This is a genomic window from Arenimonas metalli CF5-1, from assembly GCF_000747155.1.
Taxonomy (GTDB): domain Bacteria; phylum Pseudomonadota; class Gammaproteobacteria; order Xanthomonadales; family Xanthomonadaceae; genus Arenimonas; species Arenimonas metalli.
Genome location: NZ_AVCK01000003.1, coordinates 126,918 through 153,019 on the forward strand (window position 1 = coordinate 126,918; position 26,102 = coordinate 153,019).

Annotated in this window: 27 protein-coding genes; 12 read left to right on the plus strand and 15 right to left on the minus strand. The window is 69.8% G+C overall.

What is annotated here, in order from left to right:
* Nucleotides 1-27 precede the first annotated feature (27 nt).
* Together N787_RS01260 and N787_RS01265 are read left to right on the plus strand one after the other, a co-directional pair.
* Nucleotides 28-762: a pteridine reductase gene (locus N787_RS01260; protein ID WP_034210154.1), complete on the plus strand. Its 735-nt coding sequence runs from the start codon at nucleotides 28-30 to the stop codon at nucleotides 760-762.
* Nucleotides 759-1,523 carry a L,D-transpeptidase family protein gene (locus N787_RS01265; protein WP_052575017.1) on the plus strand — a complete coding sequence of 255 codons (765 nt, stop codon included), beginning with the start codon at nucleotides 759-761 and terminating at the stop codon, nucleotides 1,521-1,523. Before N787_RS01260 ends, N787_RS01265 begins: the two co-directional genes overlap by 4 nt.
* Nucleotides 1,524-1,548: 25 nt before the next feature.
* Here the strand turns inward: N787_RS01265 and N787_RS01270 are convergent, their stop codons facing one another.
* From N787_RS01270 to tsaD, 4 genes are all read right to left on the minus strand, one after another.
* Nucleotides 1,549-2,382, minus strand: coding sequence for a DUF6159 family protein (locus tag N787_RS01270; RefSeq protein WP_034210156.1), 834 nt, complete (start codon nucleotides 2,380-2,382; stop codon nucleotides 1,549-1,551).
* A 102-nt stretch (nucleotides 2,383-2,484) separates the two neighbouring features.
* Complete coding sequence (gene folK, locus N787_RS01275) at nucleotides 2,485-2,976, minus strand: 2-amino-4-hydroxy-6-hydroxymethyldihydropteridine diphosphokinase (protein ID WP_034210157.1); 492 nt, start codon at nucleotides 2,974-2,976, stop codon at nucleotides 2,485-2,487.
* Nucleotides 2,976-3,329, minus strand: coding sequence for a dihydroneopterin aldolase (folB, locus tag N787_RS01280; protein ID WP_034210158.1), 354 nt, complete (start codon nucleotides 3,327-3,329; stop codon nucleotides 2,976-2,978). Before folB ends, folK begins: the two co-directional genes overlap by 1 nt.
* Nucleotides 3,330-3,344: 15 nt before the next feature.
* Nucleotides 3,345-4,418 (minus strand): tRNA (adenosine(37)-N6)-threonylcarbamoyltransferase complex transferase subunit TsaD, encoded by a 1,074-nt coding sequence (gene tsaD / locus N787_RS01285; RefSeq protein WP_034210160.1) that lies wholly within the window; start codon nucleotides 4,416-4,418, stop codon nucleotides 3,345-3,347.
* Between the two features lie 136 nt (nucleotides 4,419-4,554).
* On the opposite strand from tsaD, the gene rpsU reads away from it, so the two are divergent.
* The 4 genes from rpsU to N787_RS01305 all read left to right on the plus strand — a co-directional run bounded on the left by rpsU (nucleotide 4,555) and on the right by N787_RS01305 (nucleotide 9,206).
* Complete coding sequence (gene rpsU / locus N787_RS01290; RefSeq protein ID WP_002808376.1) at nucleotides 4,555-4,770, plus strand: 30S ribosomal protein S21; 216 nt, start codon at nucleotides 4,555-4,557, stop codon at nucleotides 4,768-4,770.
* A gap of 75 nt (nucleotides 4,771-4,845) precedes the next feature.
* Nucleotides 4,846-5,292 (plus strand): GatB/YqeY domain-containing protein, encoded by a 447-nt coding sequence (locus tag N787_RS01295; RefSeq protein ID WP_034210161.1) that lies wholly within the window; start codon nucleotides 4,846-4,848, stop codon nucleotides 5,290-5,292.
* A 105-nt stretch (nucleotides 5,293-5,397) separates the two neighbouring features.
* Nucleotides 5,398-7,128, plus strand: coding sequence for a DNA primase (gene dnaG, locus N787_RS01300; RefSeq protein ID WP_034210163.1), 1,731 nt, complete (start codon nucleotides 5,398-5,400; stop codon nucleotides 7,126-7,128).
* Between the two features lie 134 nt (nucleotides 7,129-7,262).
* Nucleotides 7,263-9,206: a S9 family peptidase gene (locus N787_RS01305; protein WP_084590558.1), complete on the plus strand. Its 1,944-nt coding sequence runs from the start codon at nucleotides 7,263-7,265 to the stop codon at nucleotides 9,204-9,206.
* 231 nt (nucleotides 9,207-9,437) lie between these two features.
* On the opposite strand, the gene cyoE is transcribed toward N787_RS01305, so the two are convergent.
* Genes cyoE through N787_RS01325 form a run of 4 tightly spaced genes read right to left on the minus strand, consistent with a single transcriptional unit; the run spans nucleotide 9,438 to nucleotide 12,817 of the window.
* Nucleotides 9,438-10,397: a heme o synthase gene (gene cyoE / locus N787_RS01310; protein ID WP_034210165.1), complete on the minus strand. Its 960-nt coding sequence runs from the start codon at nucleotides 10,395-10,397 to the stop codon at nucleotides 9,438-9,440.
* Nucleotides 10,394-11,545: a COX15/CtaA family protein gene (locus tag N787_RS01315; protein ID WP_034210166.1), complete on the minus strand. Its 1,152-nt coding sequence runs from the start codon at nucleotides 11,543-11,545 to the stop codon at nucleotides 10,394-10,396. The genes cyoE and N787_RS01315 overlap by 4 nt, the downstream gene beginning before the upstream one ends.
* Before the next feature lie 7 nt (nucleotides 11,546-11,552).
* Nucleotides 11,553-12,119 (minus strand): hypothetical protein, encoded by a 567-nt coding sequence (locus N787_RS01320; protein ID WP_034210168.1) that lies wholly within the window; start codon nucleotides 12,117-12,119, stop codon nucleotides 11,553-11,555.
* Nucleotides 12,116-12,817 carry an SURF1 family protein gene (locus N787_RS01325; protein WP_245593931.1) on the minus strand — a complete coding sequence of 234 codons (702 nt, stop codon included), beginning with the start codon at nucleotides 12,815-12,817 and terminating at the stop codon, nucleotides 12,116-12,118. Before N787_RS01325 ends, N787_RS01320 begins: the two co-directional genes overlap by 4 nt.
* Nucleotides 12,818-12,874: 57 nt before the next feature.
* On the opposite strand from N787_RS01325, the gene N787_RS01330 reads away from it, so the two are divergent.
* Nucleotides 12,875-13,081 (plus strand): twin transmembrane helix small protein, encoded by a 207-nt coding sequence (locus tag N787_RS01330; protein ID WP_034210169.1) that lies wholly within the window; start codon nucleotides 12,875-12,877, stop codon nucleotides 13,079-13,081.
* Between the two features lie 122 nt (nucleotides 13,082-13,203).
* On the opposite strand, the gene N787_RS01335 is transcribed toward N787_RS01330, so the two are convergent.
* From N787_RS01335 to N787_RS01355, 6 genes are read right to left on the minus strand one after another with little or no spacing between them, the layout of a single operon-like run.
* Nucleotides 13,204-14,079, minus strand: coding sequence for a cytochrome c oxidase subunit 3 (locus N787_RS01335; RefSeq protein ID WP_034210170.1), 876 nt, complete (start codon nucleotides 14,077-14,079; stop codon nucleotides 13,204-13,206).
* A gap of 33 nt (nucleotides 14,080-14,112) precedes the next feature.
* The gene (locus N787_RS01340; protein WP_034210172.1) at nucleotides 14,113-14,718 is read right to left on the minus strand and encodes a cytochrome c oxidase assembly protein; all 606 of its coding nucleotides are present in this window, start codon (nucleotides 14,716-14,718) and stop codon (nucleotides 14,113-14,115) included.
* Entirely contained in the window at nucleotides 14,715-14,843 is a 129-nt protein-coding gene (locus N787_RS15400; protein ID WP_281174054.1) for a hypothetical protein, read from the minus strand. The genes N787_RS01340 and N787_RS15400 overlap by 4 nt, the downstream gene beginning before the upstream one ends.
* Nucleotides 14,844-14,870: 27 nt before the next feature.
* The gene (gene ctaD, locus N787_RS01345) at nucleotides 14,871-16,499 is read right to left on the minus strand and encodes a cytochrome c oxidase subunit I (RefSeq protein ID WP_034210174.1); all 1,629 of its coding nucleotides are present in this window, start codon (nucleotides 16,497-16,499) and stop codon (nucleotides 14,871-14,873) included.
* Nucleotides 16,500-16,525: 26 nt separating this feature from the next.
* Nucleotides 16,526-17,410 (minus strand): cytochrome c oxidase subunit II, encoded by an 885-nt coding sequence (coxB, locus tag N787_RS01350; protein ID WP_034210175.1) that lies wholly within the window; start codon nucleotides 17,408-17,410, stop codon nucleotides 16,526-16,528.
* Nucleotides 17,411-17,428: 18 nt separating this feature from the next.
* On the minus strand, nucleotides 17,429-17,935 hold the full coding sequence (locus N787_RS01355; protein ID WP_034210177.1) for a DUF2244 domain-containing protein: 507 nt from the start codon (nucleotides 17,933-17,935) through the stop codon (nucleotides 17,429-17,431).
* A 182-nt stretch (nucleotides 17,936-18,117) separates the two neighbouring features.
* Between N787_RS01355 and putA the strand changes: the two genes are divergently transcribed.
* The 5 genes from putA (at nucleotide 18,118) to N787_RS01380 (ending at nucleotide 24,890) form a co-directional block, all read left to right on the plus strand.
* The gene (gene putA / locus N787_RS01360) at nucleotides 18,118-21,273 is read left to right on the plus strand and encodes a bifunctional proline dehydrogenase/L-glutamate gamma-semialdehyde dehydrogenase PutA (RefSeq protein WP_245593932.1); all 3,156 of its coding nucleotides are present in this window, start codon (nucleotides 18,118-18,120) and stop codon (nucleotides 21,271-21,273) included.
* Between the two features lie 120 nt (nucleotides 21,274-21,393).
* A complete protein-coding gene (locus N787_RS01365; protein WP_034210178.1) occupies nucleotides 21,394-23,013 on the plus strand; it encodes an ExeA family protein in 1,620 nt (539 codons plus the stop codon).
* Nucleotides 23,013-23,843 carry a general secretion pathway protein GspB gene (locus N787_RS14565; protein WP_084590559.1) on the plus strand — a complete coding sequence of 277 codons (831 nt, stop codon included), beginning with the start codon at nucleotides 23,013-23,015 and terminating at the stop codon, nucleotides 23,841-23,843. The genes N787_RS01365 and N787_RS14565 overlap by 1 nt, the downstream gene beginning before the upstream one ends.
* 6 nt (nucleotides 23,844-23,849) lie before the next feature.
* The gene (locus tag N787_RS01375) at nucleotides 23,850-24,530 is read left to right on the plus strand and encodes a rhomboid family intramembrane serine protease (protein ID WP_034210181.1); all 681 of its coding nucleotides are present in this window, start codon (nucleotides 23,850-23,852) and stop codon (nucleotides 24,528-24,530) included.
* 36 nt (nucleotides 24,531-24,566) lie between these two features.
* Nucleotides 24,567-24,890 carry a DUF1820 family protein gene (locus N787_RS01380; protein WP_034210183.1) on the plus strand — a complete coding sequence of 108 codons (324 nt, stop codon included), beginning with the start codon at nucleotides 24,567-24,569 and terminating at the stop codon, nucleotides 24,888-24,890.
* Nucleotides 24,891-24,899: 9 nt separating this feature from the next.
* Here the strand turns inward: N787_RS01380 and N787_RS01385 are convergent, their stop codons facing one another.
* Nucleotides 24,900-25,847, minus strand: coding sequence for an integron integrase (locus N787_RS01385; protein WP_034210232.1), 948 nt, complete (start codon nucleotides 25,845-25,847; stop codon nucleotides 24,900-24,902).
* Nucleotides 25,848-26,102: the final 255 nt, after the last annotated feature.

Genomic DNA, 26,102 nt, shown 5'->3' on the forward strand with positions numbered 1-26,102 from the left:
GATACCGGCAAATCCACGGAGCCCCGCATGACCGCCCCCGTTGCCCTGATCACCGGCGCCGCCAAACGCGTGGGCGCCTGCATCGCCCGCCGCCTGCATGCCGCCGGCTACGACCTCGCCCTGCACCACCGCGCCTCCGCGGCGGACATGCACGCGCTGGTCGCCGCACTCGAGGCCGCGCGCCCCGGCAGCACGCTCGTGCTGTCCTGCGAACTGGCTGACGACAATGCCCTGCCCGGCCTGGTCGCCGACACCGTGGCGCGCTTCGGCCGGCTCGATGCGCTGGTGAACAACGCCAGCGCCTTCTACCCGACGCCGGTGGGCAGCGCGACCGGCGCGCAGTGGGACGAGCTGTTCGCGTCCAACGCGCGCGGCCCGTTCTTCCTGGCCCAGGCCGCCGCGCCGCACCTGCGCGCGACCGGCGGCGCGATCGTGAACCTCGGCGACATCTACGGCGAGCGCCCGCTCAAGAACCACACGATTTACTGCATGGCCAAGGCCGCCAACCTGATGCTGACGCAGTCCCTGGCGAAAGAGCTCGGCCCCGAAGTGCGCGTCAACGCCGTCGCCCCCGGCGCCGTGATGTGGCCGGCCGAGGGCAAGCCCGAACACGAGAAGGCGGCGATGCTCGCCAGCACCGCCCTCAAGCGCGCCGGCGACGCCGAAGACGTCGCCGAAGCCGTCCGCTGGCTGCTCCAGGACGCGCGCTACACCACCGGCCAGGTGATCCGCGTGGACGGCGGCCGGAGCCTGAACCTTTGAAGCATCCGTGGCTCGCGCTGGCCGGCCTGGGCCTGCTGGGGGCCTTGGCCCTGCTCTGGCCGGTGACCGGGCGCACGGTGCTGGGCACGGTCGAGGCCAGGGTCGGCGGCGGCGGCGATCGCGCGGCCCGTGCCGCCGCGCGCGTGCGTCCCGGCCTCGAACGCGACCTCGCCGCCTCGTCACTGCGGTTTGGCGCGCCGGTATTCATCCGGATCTTCAAGGCCGAGAGCGAACTGGAAGTCTGGGTCGCGGACGGCGCGCGCTACCGGTTGTTCCGGCGCTATCCGGTTTGCGCGTGGTCGGGCGCACTGGGACCCAAGCTGCGGCAGGGCGACGGCCAGTCGCCGGAAGGCTTCTACCGGGTCACGCGCGGCCAGCTCAATCCGCGCAGCCAGTACCACCTGTCGTTCAACCTGGGCTACCCCAACGCCTACGACCGGTCGCACGGCCGCACCGGGGATTTCCTGATGGTGCACGGCAGCTGTGTCTCGATCGGCTGCTATGCCATGGGCGACGACGGCATCGAGGAGATCTACACGCTGGTCTCGGCCGCGCTGGATGGCGGCGAGCCCGCCGTGCCGGTCCACATCTTCCCGTTCCGGTTCGCCGACCGCGCCGAAGCGGGTTGGCGCGACCAACCCTGGGCGGATTTCTGGCGCAACCTGCGCGAGGGCCACGATGCCTTCGAACGCAGCGGCCGGCCACCGCGGATCGGCGTCGCCGCGCGACGCTACGTGGTTACCGAGGCGACCGCCCCCTAGGCCGGCGCGTCGGGGGCGTCGTGGCTTACTTGGGCCGGAAGGCGGCCTGCAGCTGGTCGCCGGCGAAGCCTTGCGGGGCCTGGCCGTCGACGGCGTAGCGGTAGACGGCGGCGGAATAGACGCCGGACAGCGCCGCCTGGATGACGGCGACGCTGGCGACGGCGATCACGGCCAGCACGACGGCGACCAGGGCCAGCTTGCCGCCGCCGAGGGCCGCGGCGCCGATCACCATCGCGATGGACACGATCACCACCGCCGTGGTCAGCAGGCCGAACGCGAGGCCGATGCCGACGTTGCCGGCCACGTTCTCGCCCCAGGTGCGCTTGAGCAGGGTCATCGACTCTTTCACCGCGTCGATCGGGCCGACGTCGCGGGTGACCAGGATCGGCACCACCAGGAAGGTGCCGACGGTCCAGGCCATGCCCAGCAGGCCGATCAGGATCTTGCCGAAGGCGCCGGCGCGTTCGCTGGCGGCCTTGAGCAGCAGGCCCACGGTGGCGGCGATGGCGGCGTAGCCCAGGATCACGCCCAGTTTGCTGCGCGCGATGCGCAGGCCGTCGGCCACCGTCGGGTCGCCGCCTTCGAGGCGGATCATCGCGGCGCCGACCAGGGCCGTGTTGAAGAAGAAGATCACGAAGTACTGGCAGAGGTAGAACAGGAAGCCCACCACCGCGCCCAGCGGACCGATCTCGCCGCCTTCGAACAGGCGCAGCCCGATCACCGGCACCGCGAACGAGGCCGCGACCAGCAAGGTGGCGATGCCCGAGATCACCGGGAACAGCAACAGCTCCTTGTCGGAGCGCAGCACGGCGGCGCTGGCCTTGACCAGGGTCCAGCTGCGGGCGAGTCGGTCGAACATGGCGGTGGCCTCCGTGGGGACGCCAGCAAATGAACCTGGTTCATTTGCTGGCTGGGATGGCGGTGATTATGGACCGGCGACGCCCTCACGCAAGGCCGGAAGTCACCCCAGGGCGAGCGCGTCCACCGCCGGCGGCGCGGCCGCGTCGGGATGCGCGGCCCACAGCGCGGCCAGCGTCGCCTCGCCGCCCGGCACCACGTAGCCCGGCGACAGGTCGGCCAGCGGCTTGAGGACGAAGGCGTGCTTCAGCTCCGGGCGCGGCAGCTCGAGGTTGCCCGGGCCCTTCAGCACGAGGTCGTCGTAGAACACGATGTCGATGTCGAGCGTGCGGCTGGAGAACCGCGGCACGTCGCGGCGCCGGCCCTGCCGGTCCTCCAGCGCATGCAGCCAGTCGTTGAGCGCGAACGGGTCGAGGTCGCTCTCGATCACCGCGGCGGCGTTGAGGAAATCCGGGCCGTCGAAGCCCACCGCCGGCGTGCGGTACACCGGCGAGAAGCGCACCGCGCCGAAGCGTTCGCGCAGGGCGTCGGCCGCGGCCAGCAGGTTTGCGTCGGCGTCCTGGTTGCTGCCCAGGCTCAGCCAGGCGGTGCCCATCAGGCCTGGCCGCGCTCGATGATCACGCCCACGGCCTTGGAGCCGCGCACGGCGCCGGGCTTGCTCAGCTTCAGGCGCACGTGCCTGACGCCGAACTCGCCGGTGATGATCGCGGCGCAGCGCTCGGCCAGGGTTTCCACCAGCCCGAAATCAGACTCGGACACGAACTGGATCAGGCGCTTGCTGACGGCCTTGTAGTCCAGCGTGTGCTCGATGTTGTCGGTGGCGGCGGGCACGGTGTTGTCGAACGCCATCTCGATGTCGAGCACCACCGGCTGGCGGATCTTGCGCTCCCAGTCGTAGATGCCGATCACGCACTCGATCTCGAGCGCTTCGATGAAGACCTTGTCCATGCCTCGCAACCTCTCCTAAAGGGGCGGCAAGCTTGCCATGTCCCAGCGTGGCGTCACGGTGACGGCCGGGGCCTCGTGCTGGCCCGCCCGCAGCCGCAGCGCGCCGACGAAGGCGATCATGGCGCCGTTGTCGGTGCAGAAGGCCGGGCGCGGGAAGCAAACGCGTCCTGTAGGAGGGCCTTCAGGCCCGAAGCCCTTCGCGAAAAGCTTCGGGCCTGAAGGCCCTCCTACAGGCCCAGCCACAAGGGCTTGCAGGCGCTCGCGCAGGCGCACGTTGGCGCCGACGCCGCCGGCCACCACCAGGGTGCGGGCGCCGGTCTGCTTCAGGGCGCGCTCGCACTTGACGGCCAGGGTCTCGACCACCGCGTCCTCGAAGCCGCGGGCGATGTCGGCGCGGGTCTGCGGGGACTGGTCCGAGGCCTGCCAGGCCAGCAGCACCTGGGTCTTGAGGCCAGAGAAGCTGAAGTCGAGGCCGGGCCGGTCGGTCATCGGCCGCGAGAACTTGAACAGGCCGGGGCGGCCCGATTCGGCCAGCCGGGCCAGCTCCGGGCCACCCGGGTACGGCAGGCCCATGAGCTTGGCGGTCTTGTCGAAGGCCTCGCCGGCGGCGTCGTCCAGGGTCTCGCCCAGCAGCCGGTAGGCGCCGATGGCGGCCACTTCGACCAGCTGGGTGTGGCCGCCCGAGACCAGCAGGGCCACGAAGGGCGGCTTCAGCCCGGGGTCCTCGAGCATCGGGGCCAGCAGGTGGCCTTCCATGTGGTGCACGCCCACGGCGGGCAGGTCGAGCGCCCAGGCCAGGGCCCGGCCGGCGGCGGCGCCCACCATCAGGGCGCCCACCAGGCCCGGGCCGGCCGTGTAGGCCACCCCGTCCAGGTCTTCGACGCCCAGCCCGGCCTCGGCCAGGGTCTGGCGGACCAGGGGCAGCAGCTTGCGGACGTGGTCGCGGCTGGCCAGCTCGGGCACCACCCCGCCGTACTCGGCGTGCAGTTCGACCTGGCTGTAGAGGGCGTGCGCGAGCAGGCCGCGCTCGGTGTCGTACACCGCCACGCCGGTTTCATCGCAGCTGGTTTCGATGCCCAGGACGCGCATGTGCCTGTTTCTTGGGGGTAAACCGCGGGATTCAAGGATTTCCCGGGATTCAGGCTTGCCTGCGGCCCCGGGGCCCGCGTATCATACGCGGCTCGCCGGCCGTGCCGGGCGAAATCCACGTATCCAGGAATTCCACATGCCGTCTGTCAAAGTCCGCGAAAACGAGCCGTTTGAGTTTGCGCTACGTCGCTTCAAGCGCACCTGCGAGAAGGCCGGCGTCCTCGCCGAGACCCGCAAGCGCGAGTTCTACGAGAAGCCGACCCAGGAGCGCAAGCGCAAGGCCGCCGCCGCGGTGAAGCGCCAGCTGCGCCGCAGCTCGCGCGACGTCACCAAGCGCCAGCGCCTGTACTGAGCCGCTGTGCCCTCCAAGAAGCCGGCGCGCGCAAGCGTTGCCGGCTTTTTGTGTTTCTGATCCCCGGAGAAAACCATGAGCATGAAAGCCCAGCTGGTTGAAGACATGAAGGCCGCGATGAAGTCGGGCGAGAAGGATCGCCTGGGCGTCATCCGCCTGATCAACGCCGCGATCAAGCAGAAGGAAGTGGACGAGCGGGTCGAGATGACCGACGCGCTGGTGCTGGCCGTGCTGGAAAAGATGGTCAAGCAGCGCAAGGACTCGATCAGCCAGTACGACGCCGCCGGCCGCGACGACCTCGCCGCGATCGAGCGCTACGAGCTCGGCGTGCTCGAGGCCTACCTGCCCGCGAAGCTGGACGAGGCCGCGATCCAGGCCGCCATCGACGCCGCCAAGGCCGAGACCGGCGCCACCGGCCCGGCCGACATGGGCAAGCTGATGGGCGTGCTCAAGCCCAAGCTCGCGGGCCAGGCCGACATGGGCCTGGTGTCGCAGCTGGTCAAGAAAGCCCTCGCGGGCTGACCGGCCCTCTGTGGGAGGGACTTCAGTCCCGATGCTGTTCGCCGAAAAGCATCGGGACTGAAGTCCCTCCCACAGGGTGACTGCCCGCATGGCATCCTGACGGCCATGGCCCGACTGCCCGACGCGTTCATCGACGACCTGCTGGCGCGCACCGATATCGTCGAGGTGATCGGCACGCGCGTGCCGCTCAAGCGCCAGGGCCGCGAATACTCCGCGCGCTGCCCCTTCCACGACGAGCGCTCGCCGTCGTTCACGGTGTCGCCGACCAAGCAGTTCTACCACTGCTTCGGCTGCGGCGCGCACGGCACCGCGATCAGCTTCCTGATGAACTACGACCGCCTCGAGTTCCTCGACGCGGTGGAAGAACTCGCCAAGCGCGCCGGCATCGAGGTGCCGCGCGACACGCGCCAGGCGCACCAGGGCAACGAGTCGCGCGAGCTGTACGCGGCGCTGGAGGCCGCGGCGAAATTCTTCGTGCAGCAGCTGGCCGGAAGCACGAAGGCACGCGATTACCTGGCCCGGCGCGGCGTCGACGCCGAGAACCAGGCGCGCTTCGGCATCGGCTACGCGCCGGACGGCTTCAACGGCCTGAAGGATGCGCTGGGCACCGACGAGCGCCGGCTGAACCTGCTCGACAAGACCGGCATGCTCTCGCGCAGCGACAGCGGCCGTGTGTACGACAAGTTCCGCGACCGCGTGATGTTCCCGATCCACGACCGCCGCGGCCGCGTGATCGCCTTCGGTGGCCGCGTGCTGGACAAGGACGACGGCCCGAAGTACCTCAACTCGCCCGAGACCGCCCTCTTCCACAAGGGCCGCGAACTCTACGGCCTGTGGCAGGTGCGGCAGGCGCATTCGAAGATCCCGAAGCTCGTCGTCGTCGAGGGCTACATGGACGTGGTGGCGCTGTTCCAGTTCGGCGTGAACACCGCCGTGGCCACGCTGGGCACCGCGACCACGCCCGACCACGCCGAGCTGCTGTTCCGCAATGCCGCCGACGTCTACTTCTGCTTCGACGGCGACCGCGCCGGCCGCGGCGCCGCGTGGAAGGCGCTCGAATCGGTGCTGCCGCGCATGCGCGACGGGCGCCAGGCCTTCTTCCTGTTCCTGCCCGACGGCGAGGACCCGGACACCATCGTGCGCAAGGAAGGCGCCGCCGGCTTCGACGCGCGCCTGGCGCAGGCGACGCCGCTGTCCGAGTTCTTCTACGCCGAGCTGTCGAAGGACGTGAACCTGGCCGGCATGGAGGGCAAGGCGCGGCTGGCCGAGCGCGCCAAGCCGCTGCTGGCGGGCATCCCCGACGGCGCCTTCCGCGACCTGATGCAGCAGCGCCTGACCGAACTCACCGGCGTCGGCCAGCGCGCCGCCGCCGCGCCGGCGCCCCAGCCCACGCCCTCGATGCGCGGCCGCGGCGGCGCGCCGGCGCCGAAGATCAGCCTCGTGCGTGCGGCGATCGCGCTGCTGGTGCAGCAGCCGGCGCTGGCGGAAGCGATCGAACCGCCGTACCGCTTCGGCATCCTGCGCCAGCCCGGCATCCCGCTGCTGATGGAGCTGATCGAGCTGGCGCGCGCGCGGCCGGGCATCAGCACTGGCGGCGTGCTCGAGCATTTCGCCGAGCGTGAAGAAGGCGCGGCGCTGCAGAAGCTCGCCGTGCAGTCCTTCCCCGGTGAAGTCGCCACGCTGCGCCAGGAATTCCTGGACGCCCTGGCCCAGCTCGACAAGCAGACCCGGCAGCAGCGGCTGGAAGAGCTGCAGGCCCGCATCAACGAAGTCGGCATGTCCGGCCTCGGCGACGCCGAGAAAGCCGAACTCCGCGACCTTCACGCCGCCCGCTGAGCCCTGCTCCCTGTAGGAGGGACTTCAGTCCCGAAGCTTTTCGGCGAAAGGCTTCGGGACTGAAGTCCCTCCTACAGGGAGCGGGGTTGGCGGTATGCTCGGGCTTCTTTCCAAAGCCCGGGGGGGCCGTACACATGCGCTTCACACCTTTGATCCTGTCGCTGGCGCTGGTCGCGCCCGTCTTCGCCGCCACGCCGCCGGCGGTGGTGCGCGAGGACGTCGGCAACCGCGTCAGCGAGAACGTGCCGGCCGTGCCGGCCGAACTCGTCGAGCGCCTGAGCCGCTACCAGAACACCCGCGGCGCCAGCTTCAACGGCTGGCTGCCCGACGGCAGCCTCGTCATCAGCACGCGCTTCGGCGAGACCAACCAGGCGCACCGCGTGCGCATGCCGATGGGCGCGCGCGAACAGCTCACCTTCTACCCCGAGCCGCTCAGCGCGGTCAGCCCGGCGCCGGGCAAGAACGGCTTCGTGTTCGGCAAGGACGTGGGCGGCTCCGAGTTCTGGCAGCTGCACTGGTTCGACCTCGACACCCGCGCGGTGACGATGCTCACCGACGGCAAGCGCAGCCAGAACTCCGCGCCGCTGTGGTCGGAGGACGGCCGGCAGCTGGCGTGGTCCAGCACCGCGCGCAACGGCACCGACTACGACCTGTGGATCCGCGACATGGCCACCGGCGAGTCGCGCATGGTGCTCAGCGAAGGCGGCCTGTGGAACGCCACCGGCTTCTCGCCCGACGGCGGCAAGCTGCTGGTCACCCGCTACGTCTCGATCAACGAGTCCTACCCGGGTGAGCTCGACCTGGCCACCGGCAAGCTCGAGATGTTCCCGGTGGACGGCGGCCGCGCCGCGTTCGGCGGCTTCCAGTACGCCCCGGACGGCAAGGGGGTGTACTTCATCTCCGACGAAGAGCGCCAGTTCCGCACCCTGCGCTTCCACGACCCCGAGAGTGGCCGCACCGAGCTGCTCAGCGGCAACATCCCGTGGGACGTCGAGGGCTTCGACATCAGCGCCGACGGCAAGCACCTCGCCTTCTCCACCAACGAGGACGGCATCGGCAAGCTGCACGTCATCACCCTGCCCGGCCACCAGCCGGTGGCGCTGCCGGAACTGCCGGTCGGCGTGATCGGCAGCTTCGGCTTCTCGCCCGACGGCCAGCGCCTGGCGGTGACGCTCAACAGCGCCACCTCGCCCAGCGACGTGCACGTGGTCGAGCTCGGCAGCCAGCGCCTGGTGCAGTGGACCGCCAGCGAAGTCGGTGGCCTGGACGTGGCCAAGTTCCGCGCGCCGACGCTGGTGCGGTACGAGACCTTCGACCAGGTGGACGGCAAGCCGCGCACCATCCCGGCGTTCTACTACCGCCCGGCCGGCGACGGCCCGTTCCCGGTGGTGATCAGCATCCACGGCGGCCCGGAGGCGCAGTCGCTGCCCAGCTTCAACCCGACCGTGCAGTTCATGCTCGAGGAGCTGAAGGTGGCGGTGCTGGTGCCGAACGTGCGCGGCTCGGCCGGCTACGGCAAGGACTACCTGCAGCTCGACAACGGCATGCTGCGCGAGGACTCGGTCAAGGACATCGGCGCCCTGCTGGACTGGATCGCGAAGCAGCCCGAGCTTGACGCCAACCGCGTCGGCGTCTCCGGCGGCAGCTACGGCGGCTACATGGTGCTGGCCAGCATGACCCACTACAACGAGCGCATCCGCGCCGGCATCGACGTGGTGGGCATCTCCGACTTCGGCACCTTCCTCGCCAACACCGAGAGCTACCGCCGCGACCTGCGCCGGGCCGAATACGGCGACGAGCGCATCCCGGAGATGAAGGCCTTCCACGACCGCATCGCGCCGCTCAACAACGCGCACAAGATCACCCGCCCGCTGTTCGTGGCCCAGGGCCTGAACGACCCGCGGGTGCCGTGGACGGAAGCCGAGCAGATCGTGAAGGCGGTCCGCGGCAACGGCGGCGACGTCTGGTACCTGCTCTACAAGGACGAGGGCCACGGCTTCCGCAAGAAGACCAACTCGGACTACTTCGGCGCCGCCAGCGTCCTCTTCTGGCAGCAACACCTCATCAACGCCAAGTAAGGCTCGGGGCGCGCGTCGCGGGACGCGCGCCCTCGCTTCGGTGCAGGGGCAAGTGTCCGAACGCGGATCAAAGCAGAAACCTCCGATAAGTGCGGATAAAGCGAAGAGAGACAACAAAAAGGGGTCAGAGTAATTATTCGTTTCAAACGAATATTTACTCTGACCCCTTTTCTTGAAATCCGCTCTTATCGGAGGTTTCTGCTTTGATCCGCGTTCATGGCTTCTGAACCCTCACCCCGCCGACGGCACGAACTCGAGCGCGGGGGTGGCGAGGGCGGGCGGGAGGAGCCAGTGGTCGGCGAGGAGGAAGGCGAAGAGGGCCATCAGGTAGACGATGGAGTAGTTGAAGACCTTCATCGCGTAGAGCTCGCCGGGTGGGTTGAGCAGGCGGATGGCGTAGTAGAGGAAGACGCCGCCGAGCACCAGCGCGCCGCCGAGGTAGAAGACGCCGGCCATCTTGGTCGCCCAGGGCAACACCGTCACCGCCAGCAGCAGCACCGTGTAGAACAGGATCTGCCAGCGCGTGTAGGTGACGCCGTAGACCACCGGCAGCATCGGGATCAGCGCCTTGGCGTAGTCGTCGCGGCGGAAGATCGCCAGCGCCCAGAAATGCGGCGGGGTCCAGACGTAGATGACCAGGACCAGCAGCAGCGCGTGGTCGTAGTGCAGCGGCGCGCCGGCCAGGCCGAGGAAGGCCGTGCCCGCGGGCCAGCCCTTTACCGCGGCCCAGCCCAGCAGCGGCGGCGCCGCGCCGGCGAGGCCGCCGATGACGATGTTCTGCGGCGTGGCGCGCTTCAGGTAGCCCGTATAGACGATGGCGTAGCCGATCAGCGAGGCGAAGGTCAGCGCCGCGGTAAACCCATTCACGCGCCAGGCCAGCAGCACCATCGACAGCACGCCCAGCGCGACCGCGAAGGCCAGCACCTGCATCGGCCGCAGCGAGCCGGTGGCGAGCGGGCGATGCTGGGTGCGGGCCATCAGCACGTCGATGCGCTGGTCGAGCAGGTGGTTGATCGCCGCCGCGGACGATGCCGCCAGCCAGATGCCGACCGCGCCGAGCACGATCCGCTCCCAGGGCCAGGCCTCGCCCGGCTCGATCGCGAGGAACATGCCGATGATCGCGGTGAACACGATCAGCGCGACCACGCGCGGCTTGGTCAGCTCCCAGTAGGCGGCGAAGGGCGTGCTCACTCCGGTGCCCGCAGCCGGGCCAGCAGGCCTACGACGGTGAACAGCAGCAGCGCCGCACCGGCGTTGTGCGCGGTGGCGACCCACAGCGGCAGGCCCAGCACCACGTTGCTGATGCCCAGCGCGACCTGCGCCGACAGCAGCACCAGCAGCACCGCGCCCCAGAACACCAGGCCCGGCGTGCGCAGCATGCGGAGGCCGACCACCAGCAGGTGGCCCACCACCAACAGCGCCATGATGCGGTGGCTCATCTGGATGGCCACGCGCGCGGCGCCGTCGAGCACGCCGCCTTCATAATCGACGCCGATGCCGCGCCAGAGCACGAAGCCCTCGCGATAATCCTGCTCCGGCCACCACTGGCCCAGGCAGGTCGGGAAGTCGGTGCCGCAGGCCAGCGCGGCGTAGTTGGCGCTGGTCCAGCCGCCGAGCGCGATCTGCACCACCAGCAGCCCCAGGCCGATCCACAGCAGGCGGCGCAGGCGCGGCGCCTCGGCCAGCACCAGCGCGCTGCCGGGCGTGGTCTTGAACGCCAGCCAGGTCAGCATCGACAGCGTGAGCAGGCCGCCGAGCAGATGGGCCATCACGATCACCGGCTTCACCAGCCAGATCACCGTCCACATACCGAGCACGGCCTGGAAGATGATCACGCCGAGCAGCAGGCTGGAGAAGCGCGCGGCGTCGGCGTTCGAGCCGCGCCACGCGTGCGCGACCAGGATCAGTTCGGCCACGATGAACAAGGCCACCGAAAGCATGTGGTTGCCTTCGAACTGGCCCTCGACGCCCATGTAGACCGGGATCGACAGCGCCACCAGCGCGGCCGCGGCCAGTACGCTGGCGACGCCGTGGCGATAGCGGCGCGCACCCAGCAGGGCCAGCACCAGCACGAACACGCCCAGCAGCGCGGCGATGTGGCGGTGGAACTGCTCGCGCCAGGCCTTGCTGACTTCGACGGCGCGCTCGTAGCTTTCATTCGCGCTGGCGATCTCGTGGTCGAGCGTGGGCCAGGTGGCCTTGCCGTAGCAGGTGGGCCAGTCCGGGCAGCTCAGGCCGGCGTTGGAGAGGCGGACGAAGCCGCCGAACACGATCACGCACAGGGCCAGCAGCACGGCGGCCCAGGCGAGGCGGTGGTAGTGGCGATGGGGGCTGTTCATGGGTTTCCTACTTCAACACACGTCCGAGGTCCTTGCGCAGGCCCGACGGGTTGAAGCCCGGGGCGTAGCGCAGGACCAGGTAACCATTGGGATCGGCGAGGTAGACCGGCAGCGCGTCGGCGCGGGCCTGGTCGGGCAGCTTGGCCTGCAGGGCGGCGCTGGGCTGCATCGGCACCAGGCCGCTGAACTCGGGCGCGCCGGGCGGCAGCGCGCCGAACCAGAGCACCTCGAGCTTCTCGGCGTGGCGGCCTTCCGAGTACCAGACGCGATGCAGGGCGTTGAGCAGCTGCGCGCAGGGCTCGCCGCAGTCGGCCGGCGGCGCCACCACGATGTGCCAGTGGCGCTCGGCCGGCCGCCACTGCCAGGGCTGCCCGTTGGCGCGCACCAGCGCAACATCGCGCAGGTCCGGATAGGGCGAGAGCATCTCGCCGATGTTGCGGGTGCTGGTCGGCTTCCAGCCGCCGAAGAACAGCGCGGCAGCGACGCCGAAGCTGCCCAGGAACATCGCGGCGACCAGCAGCAGGGAGAGGCGCGAGCGGGTCTGGTTCGGCGTGCGTTGGTTTTCGGCGGTCATCGGCGTCGGCGCAGGTTGAGTACGATCAGGATCACGAGGGTGGCCAGCGCCAGTCCGAACCACTGGACGGCGTAGCCGCGGTGTTTTTCCGGCGGCAGGGTGTTGCCCAGCAGTTCCAGGTCGCGCGCGTGGCCCAGCGGAACCGCAGGATCCAGCCGCAGCACGCGCGCCGCCAGTGCCGGCGTGTCCGTCCACGCGGCGCTGACTTCGGCCGGGTCGAGCCGCGTCGCCAGCCAGGCGCCGTCCTGTTCGACCAGGCCCGGGCCAAGGCGCAGCCCGACCGAAGGCGGCGGCACCAGCAGGCCCGCCAGCGCATGCTCGCCTTCGGGGCAGGCCACCGACGGAAGACGCCGATCCGGCGCCACCGGCAGCCAACCCAGGTCCACCAGCAGCGGCGTGCCGCCCTCCGCCGGCGCGGCCGCGCAGTACAGGCGCATGCCCACCTGCTGGCCGCGGCGCTGATTGTCCAGCCACAGGCGCGGCGTCGCCGTGAAGCGCGCGCGGCCCGCGACCTTGTCGATGCCCGCCGGCTCGGCCAGGGCCGCGGCCAGCCCGCGCGGCGGCCCCGCCAGGGCGGCCTCGGCGGCGGCCAGCTGCCCGCGCTTGATGCCTTCGCGCGAGAGCTGCCAGCGGCCCAGCTGGGCGAAGCCGAGCGCAAGGCACAGGCCGAGAACGCTGAGGACCAGGCGGCGGTTCACGCGGTCCGCGCTCCGCGGGCGGATAATGCGGGCTTCCCCAGACACCGGGCGGTCGTCGTGCAGAAACTCCTCATCATCGCTGTCCTGATCGTGATCCTCTGGAACCTTGGCGCGGGCCTGTATTACATGATGGTCGACAAGGGCAAGACCGACCGCACCGTGAAGTCGCTGACCTGGCGCATCGGCCTGTCGGTGGGGCTGATCCTGCTGGTCATCGCCGGCATCTTCACCGGCGTGATCAAGCCGCACGGCGTCGGCGGCTGAGCTTCGCTGGTGGCTAAAGAACCTGTGGGAGGGACTTCAGTCCCGATGCCTTTCGCCGAAAAGCATCGGGACTGAAGTCCCTCCCACAGGGAGTACGGGGGACCGCAGTCCCCCGCGGTGCGTCAGAGCACGTAGACGAACAGGAACAGGCCGAGCCAGACCACGTCCACGAAGTGCCAGTACCAGGCCACGGCCTCGAAGGCGAAGTGGTGGTCCTTGCTGAAGTGGCCCTTCAGGCAGCGCAGCCAGATGATGGCCAGCATCAGCGTGCCCAGGAACACGTGCATGCCGTGGAAGCCGGTGAGCATGAAGAAGGTGGAACCGTAGATGCCCGAGCCCAGGGTGAGGTTCAGGTCACGGTAGGCGTGGATGTACTCCTCCGCCTGGTAGAACAGGAAGATCGAGCCCAGCAGCACGGTGGCGCCCAGCCAGACCAGCAGCGAGGTGCGCTTGCCGGCCTTGAGCGCGTGGTGCGCGATGGTGATGGTGACGCCGGACGCCAGCAGGATCAGGGTGTTGATCAGCGGCAGGCCCCAGGCCGGGATGGTCTGGAAGGCGCCGCCCAGCTGCTCCGGGCCGGCGGTCGGCCAGCCGGCGACGTAGCCTTCCCAGAGGAACTGGTTGGTCAGGGCACCGTCGCCCTCGCCCGAGAGCCACGGCAGCGCGAACTGGCGGGCGTAGAACAGGGCGCCGAAGAAGGCCGCGAAGAACATGATCTCCGAGAAGATGAACCACATCATGCCCATGCGGAACGACGCGTCGACCTTGTCGTTGTACTTGCCCGCCAGCGACTCGCTGATCACGTTGCCGAACCAGCCGAACAGCACCGCCATCGTCGCCACCAGGCCGACGAAGAACACCGGCTGGCCCCAGGCCTGGCCGTTGAGCCAGTTGGCGACGCCGATCATGGTGATGAACAGCGTGATCGAGCCAACGAAGGGCCACGGGCTGTGGTGCGGGACGTAGTAGATGTTCGGATCGTCGTGGGTCTGTGCCATGGGATTCCCCGGTATTCCTGTAAGGCGGTTGGATCAGGGCGCGCTGCGGGCGGCGGCCGGCGCGGTGCCGGCCTCGCCCACGAGGCGCGCCGTGGCCGGCTCGTTGCTGAAGAAAGTGTAGGACAAGGTGATGGTGCTGATGTGCTCCGGCAGGTCGGGATCGACCACGAAGCGCACCGGCATCAGGCGTTCCTCGCCGGCGTGCAGCAGCTGCTCGGTGAAGCAGAAGCACTCGGTCTTGTTGAAAAAGGTGGACGCCGTGGACGGCGCCACCGACGGCGCGGCGTTGCCGACAATGGCGTGGTCGGCCGTGTTGCGGGCGATGTAGTTCGCCTCGTAGGTGCGGCCCGGGTGCACCTGCATGCTCAGCACCTGCGGCTTGAAGGCCCAGGGCAGCTTGGAGTTCACGGTGCCGTCGAACTCGACCGTGATGGTGCGGGTTTCATCCACCACCAGGCCGGCCACGTGCTGCTCGCCGGCCGGGCCCTGTTCGAGCTTGATGCCGAACACCTTCTCGCAGGCGATGCGGTACAGCGGCACCAGCGAGAAGGCGCCGACGAAGGACAGCGCCGACACCATCGCGATGGTGCGCAGGCTGGACTTGACCGACGGGCGGGACGCGCGGCCTTCGGCGCTCATGGCAGCATCACCGAGAGCAGGAAGGCCGCGTAGATGCCGACCGCGACCAGGCCGATCGCCCACGCGGTGAGGCGCGTGCCGCGGCGGCGCTTCTCCAGGTCGGACTTGTCGGTGGGCTGGGTCATGGCGGTCTCGGGCTCAGGCGGGCGACGTCAGTGGGTGACGTCGCCGTGGGCCAGGTCGCCGTCCTTGATGACCGGCGGCACGGTGAAGGTGTGGTGCGGCGCCGGCGAGGCGACGGTCCACTCCAGGCCCTTGGCGCCTTCCCACGAACGCGCTTCCGCCTTGACGCCGCCACGCGCGGCCTTCCAGACGATGTAGGCGAACAGCAGCTGGCTGAGGCCGAAGCCGAAGCCGCCGATGGTCGACCACTGGTTGAAGTCGGCGAAGGCCACGTTGTAGTCCGGGACGCGGCGCTGCATGCCGGCCAGGCCCAGGAAGTGCTGCGGGAAGAACAGCAGGTTCACGAAGAACGTGGACAGCCAGAAGTGCCACTTGCCCAGGGTCTCGTTGTACATGTGGCCGGTCCACTTCGGCAGCCAGTAGTACACGCCGGCCATGATGCCGAACACGGCGCCGGTCACCAGCACGTAGTGGAAGTGCGCGACCACGAAGTAGGTGTCGTGGTACTGGAAGTCGGCCGGGACGATGGCCAGCATCAGGCCCGAGAAGCCGCCGATGGTGAACATGATCACGAAGCCGAGCGCGAACAGCATCGGCGTCTCGAAGGTCATCGAGCCGCGCCACATGGTGGTGGCCCAGTTGAACACCTTCACGCCGGTGGGGATGGCGATCAGCATCGTGGCGTACATGAAGTACAGCTCGCCGCCGAGCGGCATGCCCACGGTGAACATGTGGTGGGCCCAGACGATGAACGACAGGAACGCGATCGACGCGGTGGCGTACACCATGGCCTGGTAGCCGAACAGCGGCTTGCGGGCGAAGGTCGGGATGATCTCCGAAACGATGCCGAAGGCCGGCAGGATCATGATGTAGACCTCGGGGTGCCCGAAGAACCAGAAGATGTGCTGGTACATCACCGGGTCACCGCCGCCGGCGGCGTTGAAGAAGCTGGTGTCGAAGAACTTGTCGGTCAGCAGCATGGTGACCGCGCCCGCCAGCACCGGCATCACGGCGATCAGCAGGAAGGCGGTGATCAGCCAGGTCCAGACGAACACCGGCATCTTCAGCAGGTCCACGCCCGGGGCGCGCATGTTGAGGATGGTGGCGATGATGTTGATCGCACCCATGATCGAGCTGATGCCCATCAGGTGGATGGCGAAGATGGTGAACGCGGTGCTGGAGCCGCCCTGCAGCGACAGCGGCGGGTACAGGGTCCAGCCGCCGGCCGGGGCGCCGCCGCCGATGCCGAAGAAGTACAGGAACAGCGGCATCAGCAGCAGGGTGAAGGCGAACGGCATGATCCAGAAGGACCAGTTGTTCATGCGCGGCAGCGCCATGTCGGGCGCGCCGATCATCAGCGGGATCATCCAGTTGGCCAGGCCCACGAAGGCGGGCATGACGGCGCCGAAGATCATCACCAGCGCATGCATGGTGGTCATCTGGTTGAAGAACTCCGGCTCGACCAGCTGCAGGCCGGGCTGGAAGAGTTCGGCGCGGATGACGAGCGCCATCGAACCGCCGATGAAGAACATCACCAGCGAGAACACCAGGTACAGGGTACCGATGTCCTTGTGGTTGGTGGAGTAGAACCAGCGCTGGAAGAAGCTCTGCTTGTGCTCGCCGTGGTGGTCGGCGTGGGCGACGTCGTGGTTAGCCATGATTCTGTGCCTCTCTCGGGTTCTGCTCAGCCCTCGCCGCCCGCGTCAGCGGGGGCGGTGGCAGCGATGCGGGCGGCTTCGGCGAGGTCGCCGGACTTCTGGGCGGACAGCCAGGCCTCGTACTCGGCGCGCGGGACGGCCTTGACCACGATCGGCATGAAGCCATGGTCCTTGCCGCACAGCTCGGCGCAGACGCCGCGGTAGGTGCCGGGCTCGCGGATTTCCGTCCAGGCCTCGTTGATGATTCCCGGGATCGCGTCCTGCTTCCAGCCCAGGGCCGGCACCCACCAGGCGTGGATGACGTCGTCGGCGGTGATCACGAAGCGGATCTTGGTTTCGGTCGGCAGCACCAGCACGCGGTCGACTTCGCGCAGGTAGTGCGGCGCGGTCTCGGCGGTCGGGCGCTCGCCGCTCTGGCGGATGCGGTCGGACTCGCGGTCGAGGCGGGAGATGAAGTTCACGTCCTCGCCGACGATCTCGTAGCGCCACATCCACTGGTAGCCGGTGACCTTGACGGTCATCTCGTGGCCCTTGGTCTCGTACTGCTCCATCACCTTGACGGTGGCCGGCCAGGCCATGACCACCAGGATCAGCACCGGCACCACGGTCCAGATGACCTCGAGCTTGGTCGAGTGGGTGAAGCCGGTGTCGGGCACCGCACCCTTGGACTTGCGGAACTTGAACATCGCATAGCCCATCGCGCCGAACACGATCAGGCCGATGCCAATGCAGATGTACAGCATCAGCATGTGCATCTCGTAGGCGTTTTCCGCGGTGCGGGTGACGCCCTCGGGCATGTTGAGCTGCCAGCGGACCGGCTCGCTGGCCCAGGCCAGGGTGCTGGCCAGGCCGGCGGCGAGGCCGACGGTGATCCGGGTGACCCCGGACCGGGTGGCGCGCGCTGCTTTCATCGCTGCATTCATCCGAACTTACCCCAACGTATGATTTTCGTTCCGGCCACGGCTCGAGGCCGACGCCAGTAATCCTTTCAACTGCACGGCGAGGTCGCGGCGCTCCTCGTTGGAGAGGAATGCCCCGACCTCCACCTGCCGGCCCTGCGAGCCCAGCAAAACCCGTTCCCGACCCTCGCCACCGTCGACCGACAGCCGCACCCAGTAGGGATGCGCCCGGAAGGCCGGCTCGGCCTGCGCGGAGCGCCGGACTTCGAGCTGGCGCTCGTCGAGCGCGATCTCTTCGTACCGGTCGCCCTGCCGCCACACCCATCGCAACACCGCTGCGATGAAGGCCGCGTCCAGCAGCGCGAACACCGGGGCGAACACGTTGCCCTGCGCGAAGGCGTAGCCCGCCACCCCGAAGGTGGCCAGCGACAAGGACGCGAACAGCCCGGCGAACTGGCCCGCACTCAGCGCGCGCCTCGGGCGGAGCACCAAACGGGCTCCGGGACCTGACGGCAGCGCTGCGACGAGCTCGATCACGCGGGAGGCCTGCGACCAGCTTCGGAAAACCCGCGAATTTTACCGGCCCACGCGCAGGCCCGGCAAGCCAAATCGGCCCCGGGACCGCCAGCTTCGTGAAGGACGCCCGCTTCCGCGCCCCCCGCGGGGGCACTAGAATCCGCGTTCTCGCGCACACCCGCGCCGCCCCGCCCTGGACCCCCGTGACCCCGATCCTGAGCCCCGAACTGCCCGGCCCGCCGTCGGAACTGCGCGCCCGGATCACCGCCGCCTACCACCGCGACGAGGCCGAGCACCTGGCCGGCCTGCTGGACCAGGCCCGGCTGCCGCCCGCCGAACAGGCGCAGGTGCAGGCCACCGCCGTCGCCCTGGTGCAGCGCACCCGGGTGCGCGCCGCCGACCCGGGCATGGTCGAGGCCTTCATGCGGCAATACGACCTCTCCAGCGAGGAAGGCGTGCTGCTGATGTGCGTGGCCGAGGCCCTGCTGCGCATCCCCGACCGCGCCACCGCCGACAAGCTCATCCGCGACAAGCTGGGCGATGCCGACTGGGACCGCCACATGGGCCAGTCGAGCTCGGTGCTGGTGAACGCCTCCACCTGGGGCCTGATGCTGACCGGCCGCATGGTGAACCTGGCCGACGAGACCCGCCGCAACGCCATCGGCGCCTTCCGCCGCCTGGTGGGCCGGGCCGGCGAGCCGGCCATCCGCCTCGCGGTGCGCCAGGCGATGCGGATCATGGGCCACCAGTTCGTGATGGGCCGCACCATTGCCGAGGCGCTGGAGCGCAGCCGCAAGGGCGAGCAGGCCAAGTACCTGTATTCGTTCGACATGTTGGGCGAGGCCGCGTTCACGCAGGCCGATGCCGACCGCTATTTCGCCGCCTACCGCGACGCCATCGGCGCGATCGGCGCCGGCGGGCCGTATCCGGATGTGTTCGCGGCCCCGTCTATTTCCGTGAAGCTCTCGGCCCTGCACCCGCGCTACGAGCTGGCCAAGCGCGCCCGCGTGCGGGCCGAGCTGACGCCGCGCGTGCTGGAGCTGGCGCGGCTGGCGAAGTCGCACGGCATCGGCTTCACCATCGACGCCGAGGAATCGGAGCGGCTGGAGCTGAGCCTGGACGTGATCGGCGGCGCCTTCACCGACCCGTCGCTGGACGGCTGGGAGGGCTACGGCCTGGCCGTGCAGGCCTACCAGAAGCGCGCGCCGTTCGTGATCGACTACCTGGCCGACCTGGCCCGCAAGACCGGCCGCCGCATGCCGATGCGGCTGGTGAAGGGCGCGTATTGGGATTCCGAGGTCAAGAAAGCGCAGGCCGAAGGGTATGCGGGGTATCCGGTGTTCACGCGCAAGGCGAATACCGACGTGAGCTACCTGGCGTGTGCGCGCCGGATGCTGGCGGCTTCGGATGCGGTTTATCCGATGTTTGCGACGCATAACGCGCAGACGATCGCGGCGATTCATCACTATGCCGGCGGCCAGCGCTTCGAATTCCAGAAGCTGCACGGAATGGGCGACGACCTGTATGCCGAGGTGATCCCGGCGGACAAGCTGGGCGTGCCGTGCCGCGTGTATGCGCCGGTGGGGTCGCACGAGGACCTGCTGCCTTACCTGGTGCGGCGCCTGCTCGAAAACGGCGCCAACTCCAGCTTCGTCAACCGCATCGCCGACGAGACGCTGCCGCCCCAGGACCTGGTCGCCGACCCGGTGGCCCAGGTGGACGCGCTCGCCAGCAAGCCGCACCCGCGCATTCCCGCGCCGACCGATCTCTACCGCTCGCAGGGCGAAGACAGGAACAACTCCATGGGCGCCAATCTCGCCAACGACGACACCCTGGCCACGCTGGCCAGCCAGATCAACGCCGCGCTGAAATCGTGGGCGGCGACGCCGCTGGTGCCGGGCGCCAGCGCTGCGGGCGCGGCCAACGCCGTGACCAACCCCGCCGACCGCCGCGAGCTGATCGGCCAGTGGACCGGCGCCGATGCCGCCACCGTCGAGAAGGCGCTGGCCAATGCCGTCGCCGCGCAGGATGGCTGGGACCGCCTGCCGGCCGCCAGCCGCGCCACCATCCTCGAGCACGCCGCCAACCTGATGGAGCAGCGCATGCCGGAATTCCTGGCGCTGTGCGTCAAGGAAGCCGGCAAGTCGATGTCGGCCTCGGTGGCCGAGGTGCGCGAGGCGGTGGATTTCCTGCGCTACTACGCGCTGCAGGCGCGCAAGCTGTTCGGCGCGCCCGAGAAGCTGCCGGGCCCCACCGGTGAATCCAACGAGCTGTGGCTGCACGGCCGCGGCGTGTTCGTGTGCATCAGCCCCTGGAACTTCCCGCTGGCCATTTACGTGGGCCAGGTGGCCGCGGCGCTGGCCGCCGGCAACAGCGTGATCGCCAAGCCGGCCGAGCAGACCACGCTCACCGCCTTCGTCGCCACGCAGCTGATGCACGAAGCCGGCGTGCCGAAGGACGTGCTGCAGTTCGTGCCCGGCGACGGCGCCACCGTCGGCGCGGCGCTGACGAAGGATCCGCGCGTGGCCGGCGTCTGCTTCACCGGCTCGACTGAAACCGCCTGGGCGATCAACCGCTCGCTGGCGGCGCGCAACGCCTCGATCGCCGCGCTGATCGCCGAGACCGGCGGCCAGAACGCGCTGATCGCCGACTCCTCGGCCCTGCCCGAGCAGCTGGTGAAGGACGCGATGGCCTCGGCCTTCGATTCCGCCGGCCAGCGCTGCTCGGCGGCGCGCGTGCTGTTCGTGCAGGCCGACATCGCCGACAAGGTGGTGCACATGCTGGCGGGCGCGATGGACGAGCTCGTGGTCGGCGACCCGGCCCTGCTGAGCACCGACGTGGGCCCGGTGATCGACGAGGACGCGCGCAAGATCCTGGCCGACCACGCCGAGCGCATGGACCGCGAGGCCAAGCTGATCAAGGCGGTCACGCTGCCCGGGGCCACCGCCCACGGCAGCTTCTTCGCCCCGCGCGCGTACGAGCTCAAGTCGCTGTCGCAGCTGACGCGCGAAGTGTTCGGCCCGGTGCTGCACGTGATCCGCTACGAGGCCTCGCAGCTCGACGAGGTGCTGGCCGCGATCAACGCCACTGGCTACGGCCTGACGCTGGGCATCCACTCGCGCATCGACTCGACCATCGAGAAGATCTCGCGCACGGTGAAGGTGGGCAACTGCTACGTGAACCGCAACCAGATCGGCGCGGTGGTCGGCGTGCAGCCCTTCGGCGGCGAAGGCCTCAGCGGCACCGGCCCCAAGGCCGGCGGCCCGCACTACCTGCTGCGCTTCGCCTCCGAGCGCACGCTGACGGTGAACACGACGGCGGCCGGCGGCAACGCCTCCCTCCTCACCCTCGACGAATAAGCCGACCCCTGTAGGAGGGCCTTCAGGCCCGAAGCCCTTCGCCGAAGAGCTTCGGGACTGAAGGCCCTCCTACAGGGAGCCGTTGTGGCAGGCTAGGCATCCCTTTCCTGGCGAGGCGCCATGTACCTCGAGCACTACGGCCTCACCGAGCCGCCGTTCTCGATCACCCCGGACCCGCGCTTCGTGTACCTGAGCGAGCGCCACCGGGATGCGCTGGCGCACCTGCTGTTCGGCATCGGCCAGGGCGGCGGCGGCGGCTTCGTGCAGCTGACCGGCGAAGTGGGCACCGGCAAGACCACGCTCTGCCGCCTGCTGCTGGAGCAGCTGCCCGAGAACACCCGCGTCGCGCTGGTGCTGAATCCGCGCGTGGACCCGGTCGAGCTGCTGCAGACGATCTGCCAGGAGCTGCGCATCCGGCTGCCGGCCAAGCGCAGCAGCCAGAAGGCGCTGGTGGACGCGCTCAACGCCTACCTGCTCGAGGCCTACGCACAGGGCCTGCGCGTGGTGCTGATCATCGACGAGGCGCAAAACCTCAGTGTAGAGGCGCTGGAGCAGGTGCGCCTGCTCACCAACCTCGAGACCGACACCCAGAAGCTGCTGCAGATCATCCTGCTCGGCCAGCCCGAGCTGCGCGACCTGCTGGCGCGCGAAGACCTGCGCCAGCTGGCGCAGCGCATCACCGCGCGCTTCCACCTCACGCCGCTCGATGCCGGCGAGCTCGAGCACTACCTGCGGCATCGGTACGCCGTGGCCGGCGGCCAGCGCTTCCCGTTCACCAAGCTGGCGGTGAAGCGCATCCACCAGCATTCGGGCGGCGTGCCGCGGCTGGCCAACATCATCGCCGAGCGCGCGCTGCTGGCCGGCTACGCGCACGACGAAGCCCAGATCGGCGAGCGCTGGGTGGACCGCGCGGCGCGCGAGGCGCTGGCGCCGCGGCTGTCGAAGCTGCCGAAATTGAATGCCGCCCACGGCGTGGGCGCGGTGATTGCGCTGGCGGCGCTGGGGTTCTGGCTGTGGCCGGAGCGTCCGGCGCCGGAACCCCTTCCCGCGACGACGACAGCCGCCCTGCCCGCGCCCGCGCCGGCCACGGTGGAAACCGTCGTGCCCTACTTGCCGGGCGAATCGCTGGCGCAGCGCATCGCCCTGGCCGGCGCCAGCGCGGAGCCGGCGTGGCGGCAACTGCTGGGCCTGTGGACCGTTCGCGCACAGGAAGCGGCGGTGGCCGACGCCAGCCGCTGCCCGCCGGTGGTCTCGCCCGGGCTGTATTGCCTGCGCGGACGCGCCAGCCTCGACAAACTGGCGGCGCTGGGACGACCCGCGCTGCTGCGCCTTTCCGGTCCCGCGGGCGAGTCATGGGCGGTGCTGCTGGGCGCCGACGCACTGCGCGTGCGGCTGTGGCTGGGCGGCGGCCGCTTCGACACGGATCGGTTGGCGCTCGAGCGCCACTGGCGCGGTGACTACGTGGCGGTGTGGCGCGGCCCGGCCTTCCTGTCGACGCCGCCTGCGGCCGGCGACAGCGGCCCCGCGGTCGACTGGATCAACGACCGCCTGCGCGACCGTGCCGGCCTGGCCGACGCCGATGCCGGCCCCGCGGTGCTCGACGATGCCAGCGTGGCCGCCGTGCGCCGCCTGCAAACCGCGCACGGCCTCGCGGCCGACGGCGTGGTGGGCCCGGAAACCCTGCTCGCGCTGTCGTCCGGCGATGGCGACGGCCCGCGCCTGCGCCGGGGGCTGGACTGATGTCGCTGATCCTCGAAGCCCTGCGCAAGTCCGAAGCCGAGCGCCAGCGCGGCCGCGCGCCCGGCCTGTTCGTCGAGCAAGTGGCGAGCCGCCCGAAGGCCCCCACGACGATGCCCGCGTGGGCGTGGCTGCTTGGCGCGCTGCTGCTGGCCACCCTCGCCTTCCTGACCTGGCGCGAACTCTCGCGCGAAGAACGGAACCAGGTTCACTTGACCCCACCGACCTCGCCGGAATCGAGTCCGGTGGATGCCGGGCAAGCGCCGTTGCCTGGAGCGCCCCCGGCGGCGCCTGCACCGAGTGCCCCGTCGCCCGCGACAAGCCTCGCTGCCTCGGCGCCGCAGGACCGAAGCGCCACCGAGCCTCCTGCGCCGATGCCGGCATCTGCGACGACCCCTTCGACGACGACTGAAACGGCAGGCACGGCGATTGCGCGAAACGAGGCCAGCGAGCGGCGTCCGACGCCCGCTGCCGAGGCAGCCACCGGGGCCCAGGAAGCAAACCTGACCCCGTTTACTGCGCCAGCGGCCGAGCGCGGGGATGCCGTGGTGCAGGCATCGGTTCCGCCTGAGGAAGTGAACCTGACCCCGTTACCGGCGGAGTCGCTGCCGACGCTGGCGAGCCTGGATGCGGGGACGCGAGCACAATTGCCGCCGCTCAAGCTCAGCATGCATGTGTTCGCCGAGGCGCCTGCGCAGCGCTTCGTGATCCTCGATGGCCAGCGCTTGGGCGAAGGCGCCAGCCCGGCCGCGGGCATCGTGCTGGAGGAAATCCGCCGCGAAGGCTTGGTAATCTCGGTGAATGGCCAGCGCCTGCTGCTGGCGCGACCGTAGGACGCCATGGTTTTCGTGCACCTCCCGAAACGACGCAAGCCGCAGTGGCGCTGGGCCACGCCGCTGCTGGCGACGCTGATGGTGGCGGCCCTGATCTGGATCGCCCTGCTGCCCGACGATGCCGCCTGGCGCAGCACGCTGCTGCGCTGGGGCACGCTATCGGGCAGCGTCACCGAATGGCGCGCGGCGATGCGCGACGAGCGGCTGCTGACCCTGGTCAGCGCGCTGTTCATCCACCTCGGGCCGGTGCACCTGGTGGGCAACCTGCTGTTCCTGTTCCTGTTCGGGCTACCGGCCGAGCGCAGCCTGGGGCCGTGGCGCTTCCTGCTGCTGTTCCTGGCCGGCGGCGCGCTGGCCAACCTGGCAGCGGCGCTGCTGATGGGCAGCCCGGCGCGCGCGATCATCGGCGCCAGCGGCGGCGTGTCGGCGGTGATCGGCGCCTACCTGGCGCTGTTCCCCAGCGCGCGCCTGGGCGTGGTGGTGCCGCTGGGCGTGTGGCTGGAGTTCATCAAGGTGCCGGCCGCGCTGCTGATCGGGCTGTGGGCGGCGCTGCAGCTGGTCTTCACCTTCGTCGGCCCCAGCTTCGGCGCCGTGGCCTGGTGGGCGCACCTGGCCGGCTTCGGCGTGGGCCTGCTGTACGCGCTGGCCCTGAAGCCAATGCTGGCGCAGCGCGCCCGCGGCGGCTGACGCCGGCCCGCCCGGTCTGGCGCTAGAATCCGCGCCATGACGACCCGCATCCTCTACAAGATCACCTTCCTGAGCGCCGGCAAGATCTACGAGCTGTACGCGCGGCGCGTGACCGCCAGTTCGCTGTGGGGCTTCACCGAAGTCTCCGACCTGGTGTTCGACGTCAACGAAGGCCTGGTGGTGGACCCGACCGAGGAACGCCTGCGCGACGAGTTCGCGCACACCCGCGTGCTGCACCTGCCGATGCAGAGCGTGCTGCGGGTGGAGGAAGTCGACCGCAAGGGCCAGCTGAGCATCCGCGACGCCGGCACCGGCGAGAAAGTGGTCACCCCGTTCCCGATGCCGGCCAAGCCGCGCTGAGCCGGCGGCTCAGCCAGGCCGGTCCAGCGGGCTGAGCACGGCGCCGGCGCCGCGGTTGAGCACGTGGGTGTAGATCTGCGTGGTCGAGACATCCTTGTGGCCCAGCAGCTCCTGCACGGTGCGGATGTCGTAGCCCGCCTCGAGCAGGTGCGTGGCGAAGCTGTGGCGCAGGGTGTGGGCGCTGACCGGCTTGGCCAGGCCGATCCGCGCGGCCGCGGCCTTCATCCCGCGCGAGAGCACCTGGTCATCGACGTGGTGGCGGCGCTCGATGCCATCGCGCGGATCGATCGAGCGCCGATCCGACGGAAACAGGTACTGCCAGCCCGGCGCCCGGTCGGCCTTCGGGTATTTGCGCGCCAGCGCGAACGGCAGCCAGACCCGGCCGAAGCCCTCGCGCAGGTCGGCGGCGTGCAGCGCCTGCACGCGCTCGACCTCGCGCTGCAGCATCGGCCCGAGCGAGGCCGGCAGCACCGTGCGCCGGTCGCGCGCGCCCTTGCCCTCGCGCACCGTGATCTCGCCGCGGTCGAAATCCACGTCCTTCACCCGCAGCCGCAGGCACTCCATCAGGCGCATGCCCGAGCCGTAGATCAGGCTGGCCATCAGCCAGGCCCGCCCGTCCATCGCCGCCAGCAGCGCCCGCACCTCGGCCACCGACAGCACCACCGGCACCTTGAGCGGCCGCTTGGCGCGCACCACGTTGTCCATCCACGGCAGCTTCTGGCCCAGCACCTCCCGGTACAGGAACAGCAGCGCCGCCAGCGCCTGGTTCTGCGTGCTGGCCGCCACCTGCCCCCGCACCGCCAGCAGCGACAGGAAGGCCTCGACCTCGCGCTGCCCCAACTCGCGCGGATGCCGCCGATGGTTGGCGCGGATGAACCGCGTGATCCACCCCACGTAGGCCTGCTCGGTGCGCAGGCTGTAGTGCCGCACCCGGATGCAGCGGCGAACTTCGTCCATCAGGCGCGGAGCACGCCGCGCACCCTCGCCCGCCGGGTCGCCCTGCGACGCCTCGCCCGCGCTCGAATAACCCGCTACCGGTCGCTTCTTCTCCATATCCGTGGATGCTGAAGAAGCCTGCAGCCAGCCGCGATCGGACAATGCGTTGAATCTTCGTAAGATTCAGCTTGACCCGTCGGCGAGGCCGTGCAAACCATACGCCCCGACGCCCTGATTTCAGGGTCCAATAGGCGTTAGGCCCCGATGGGAGCATTC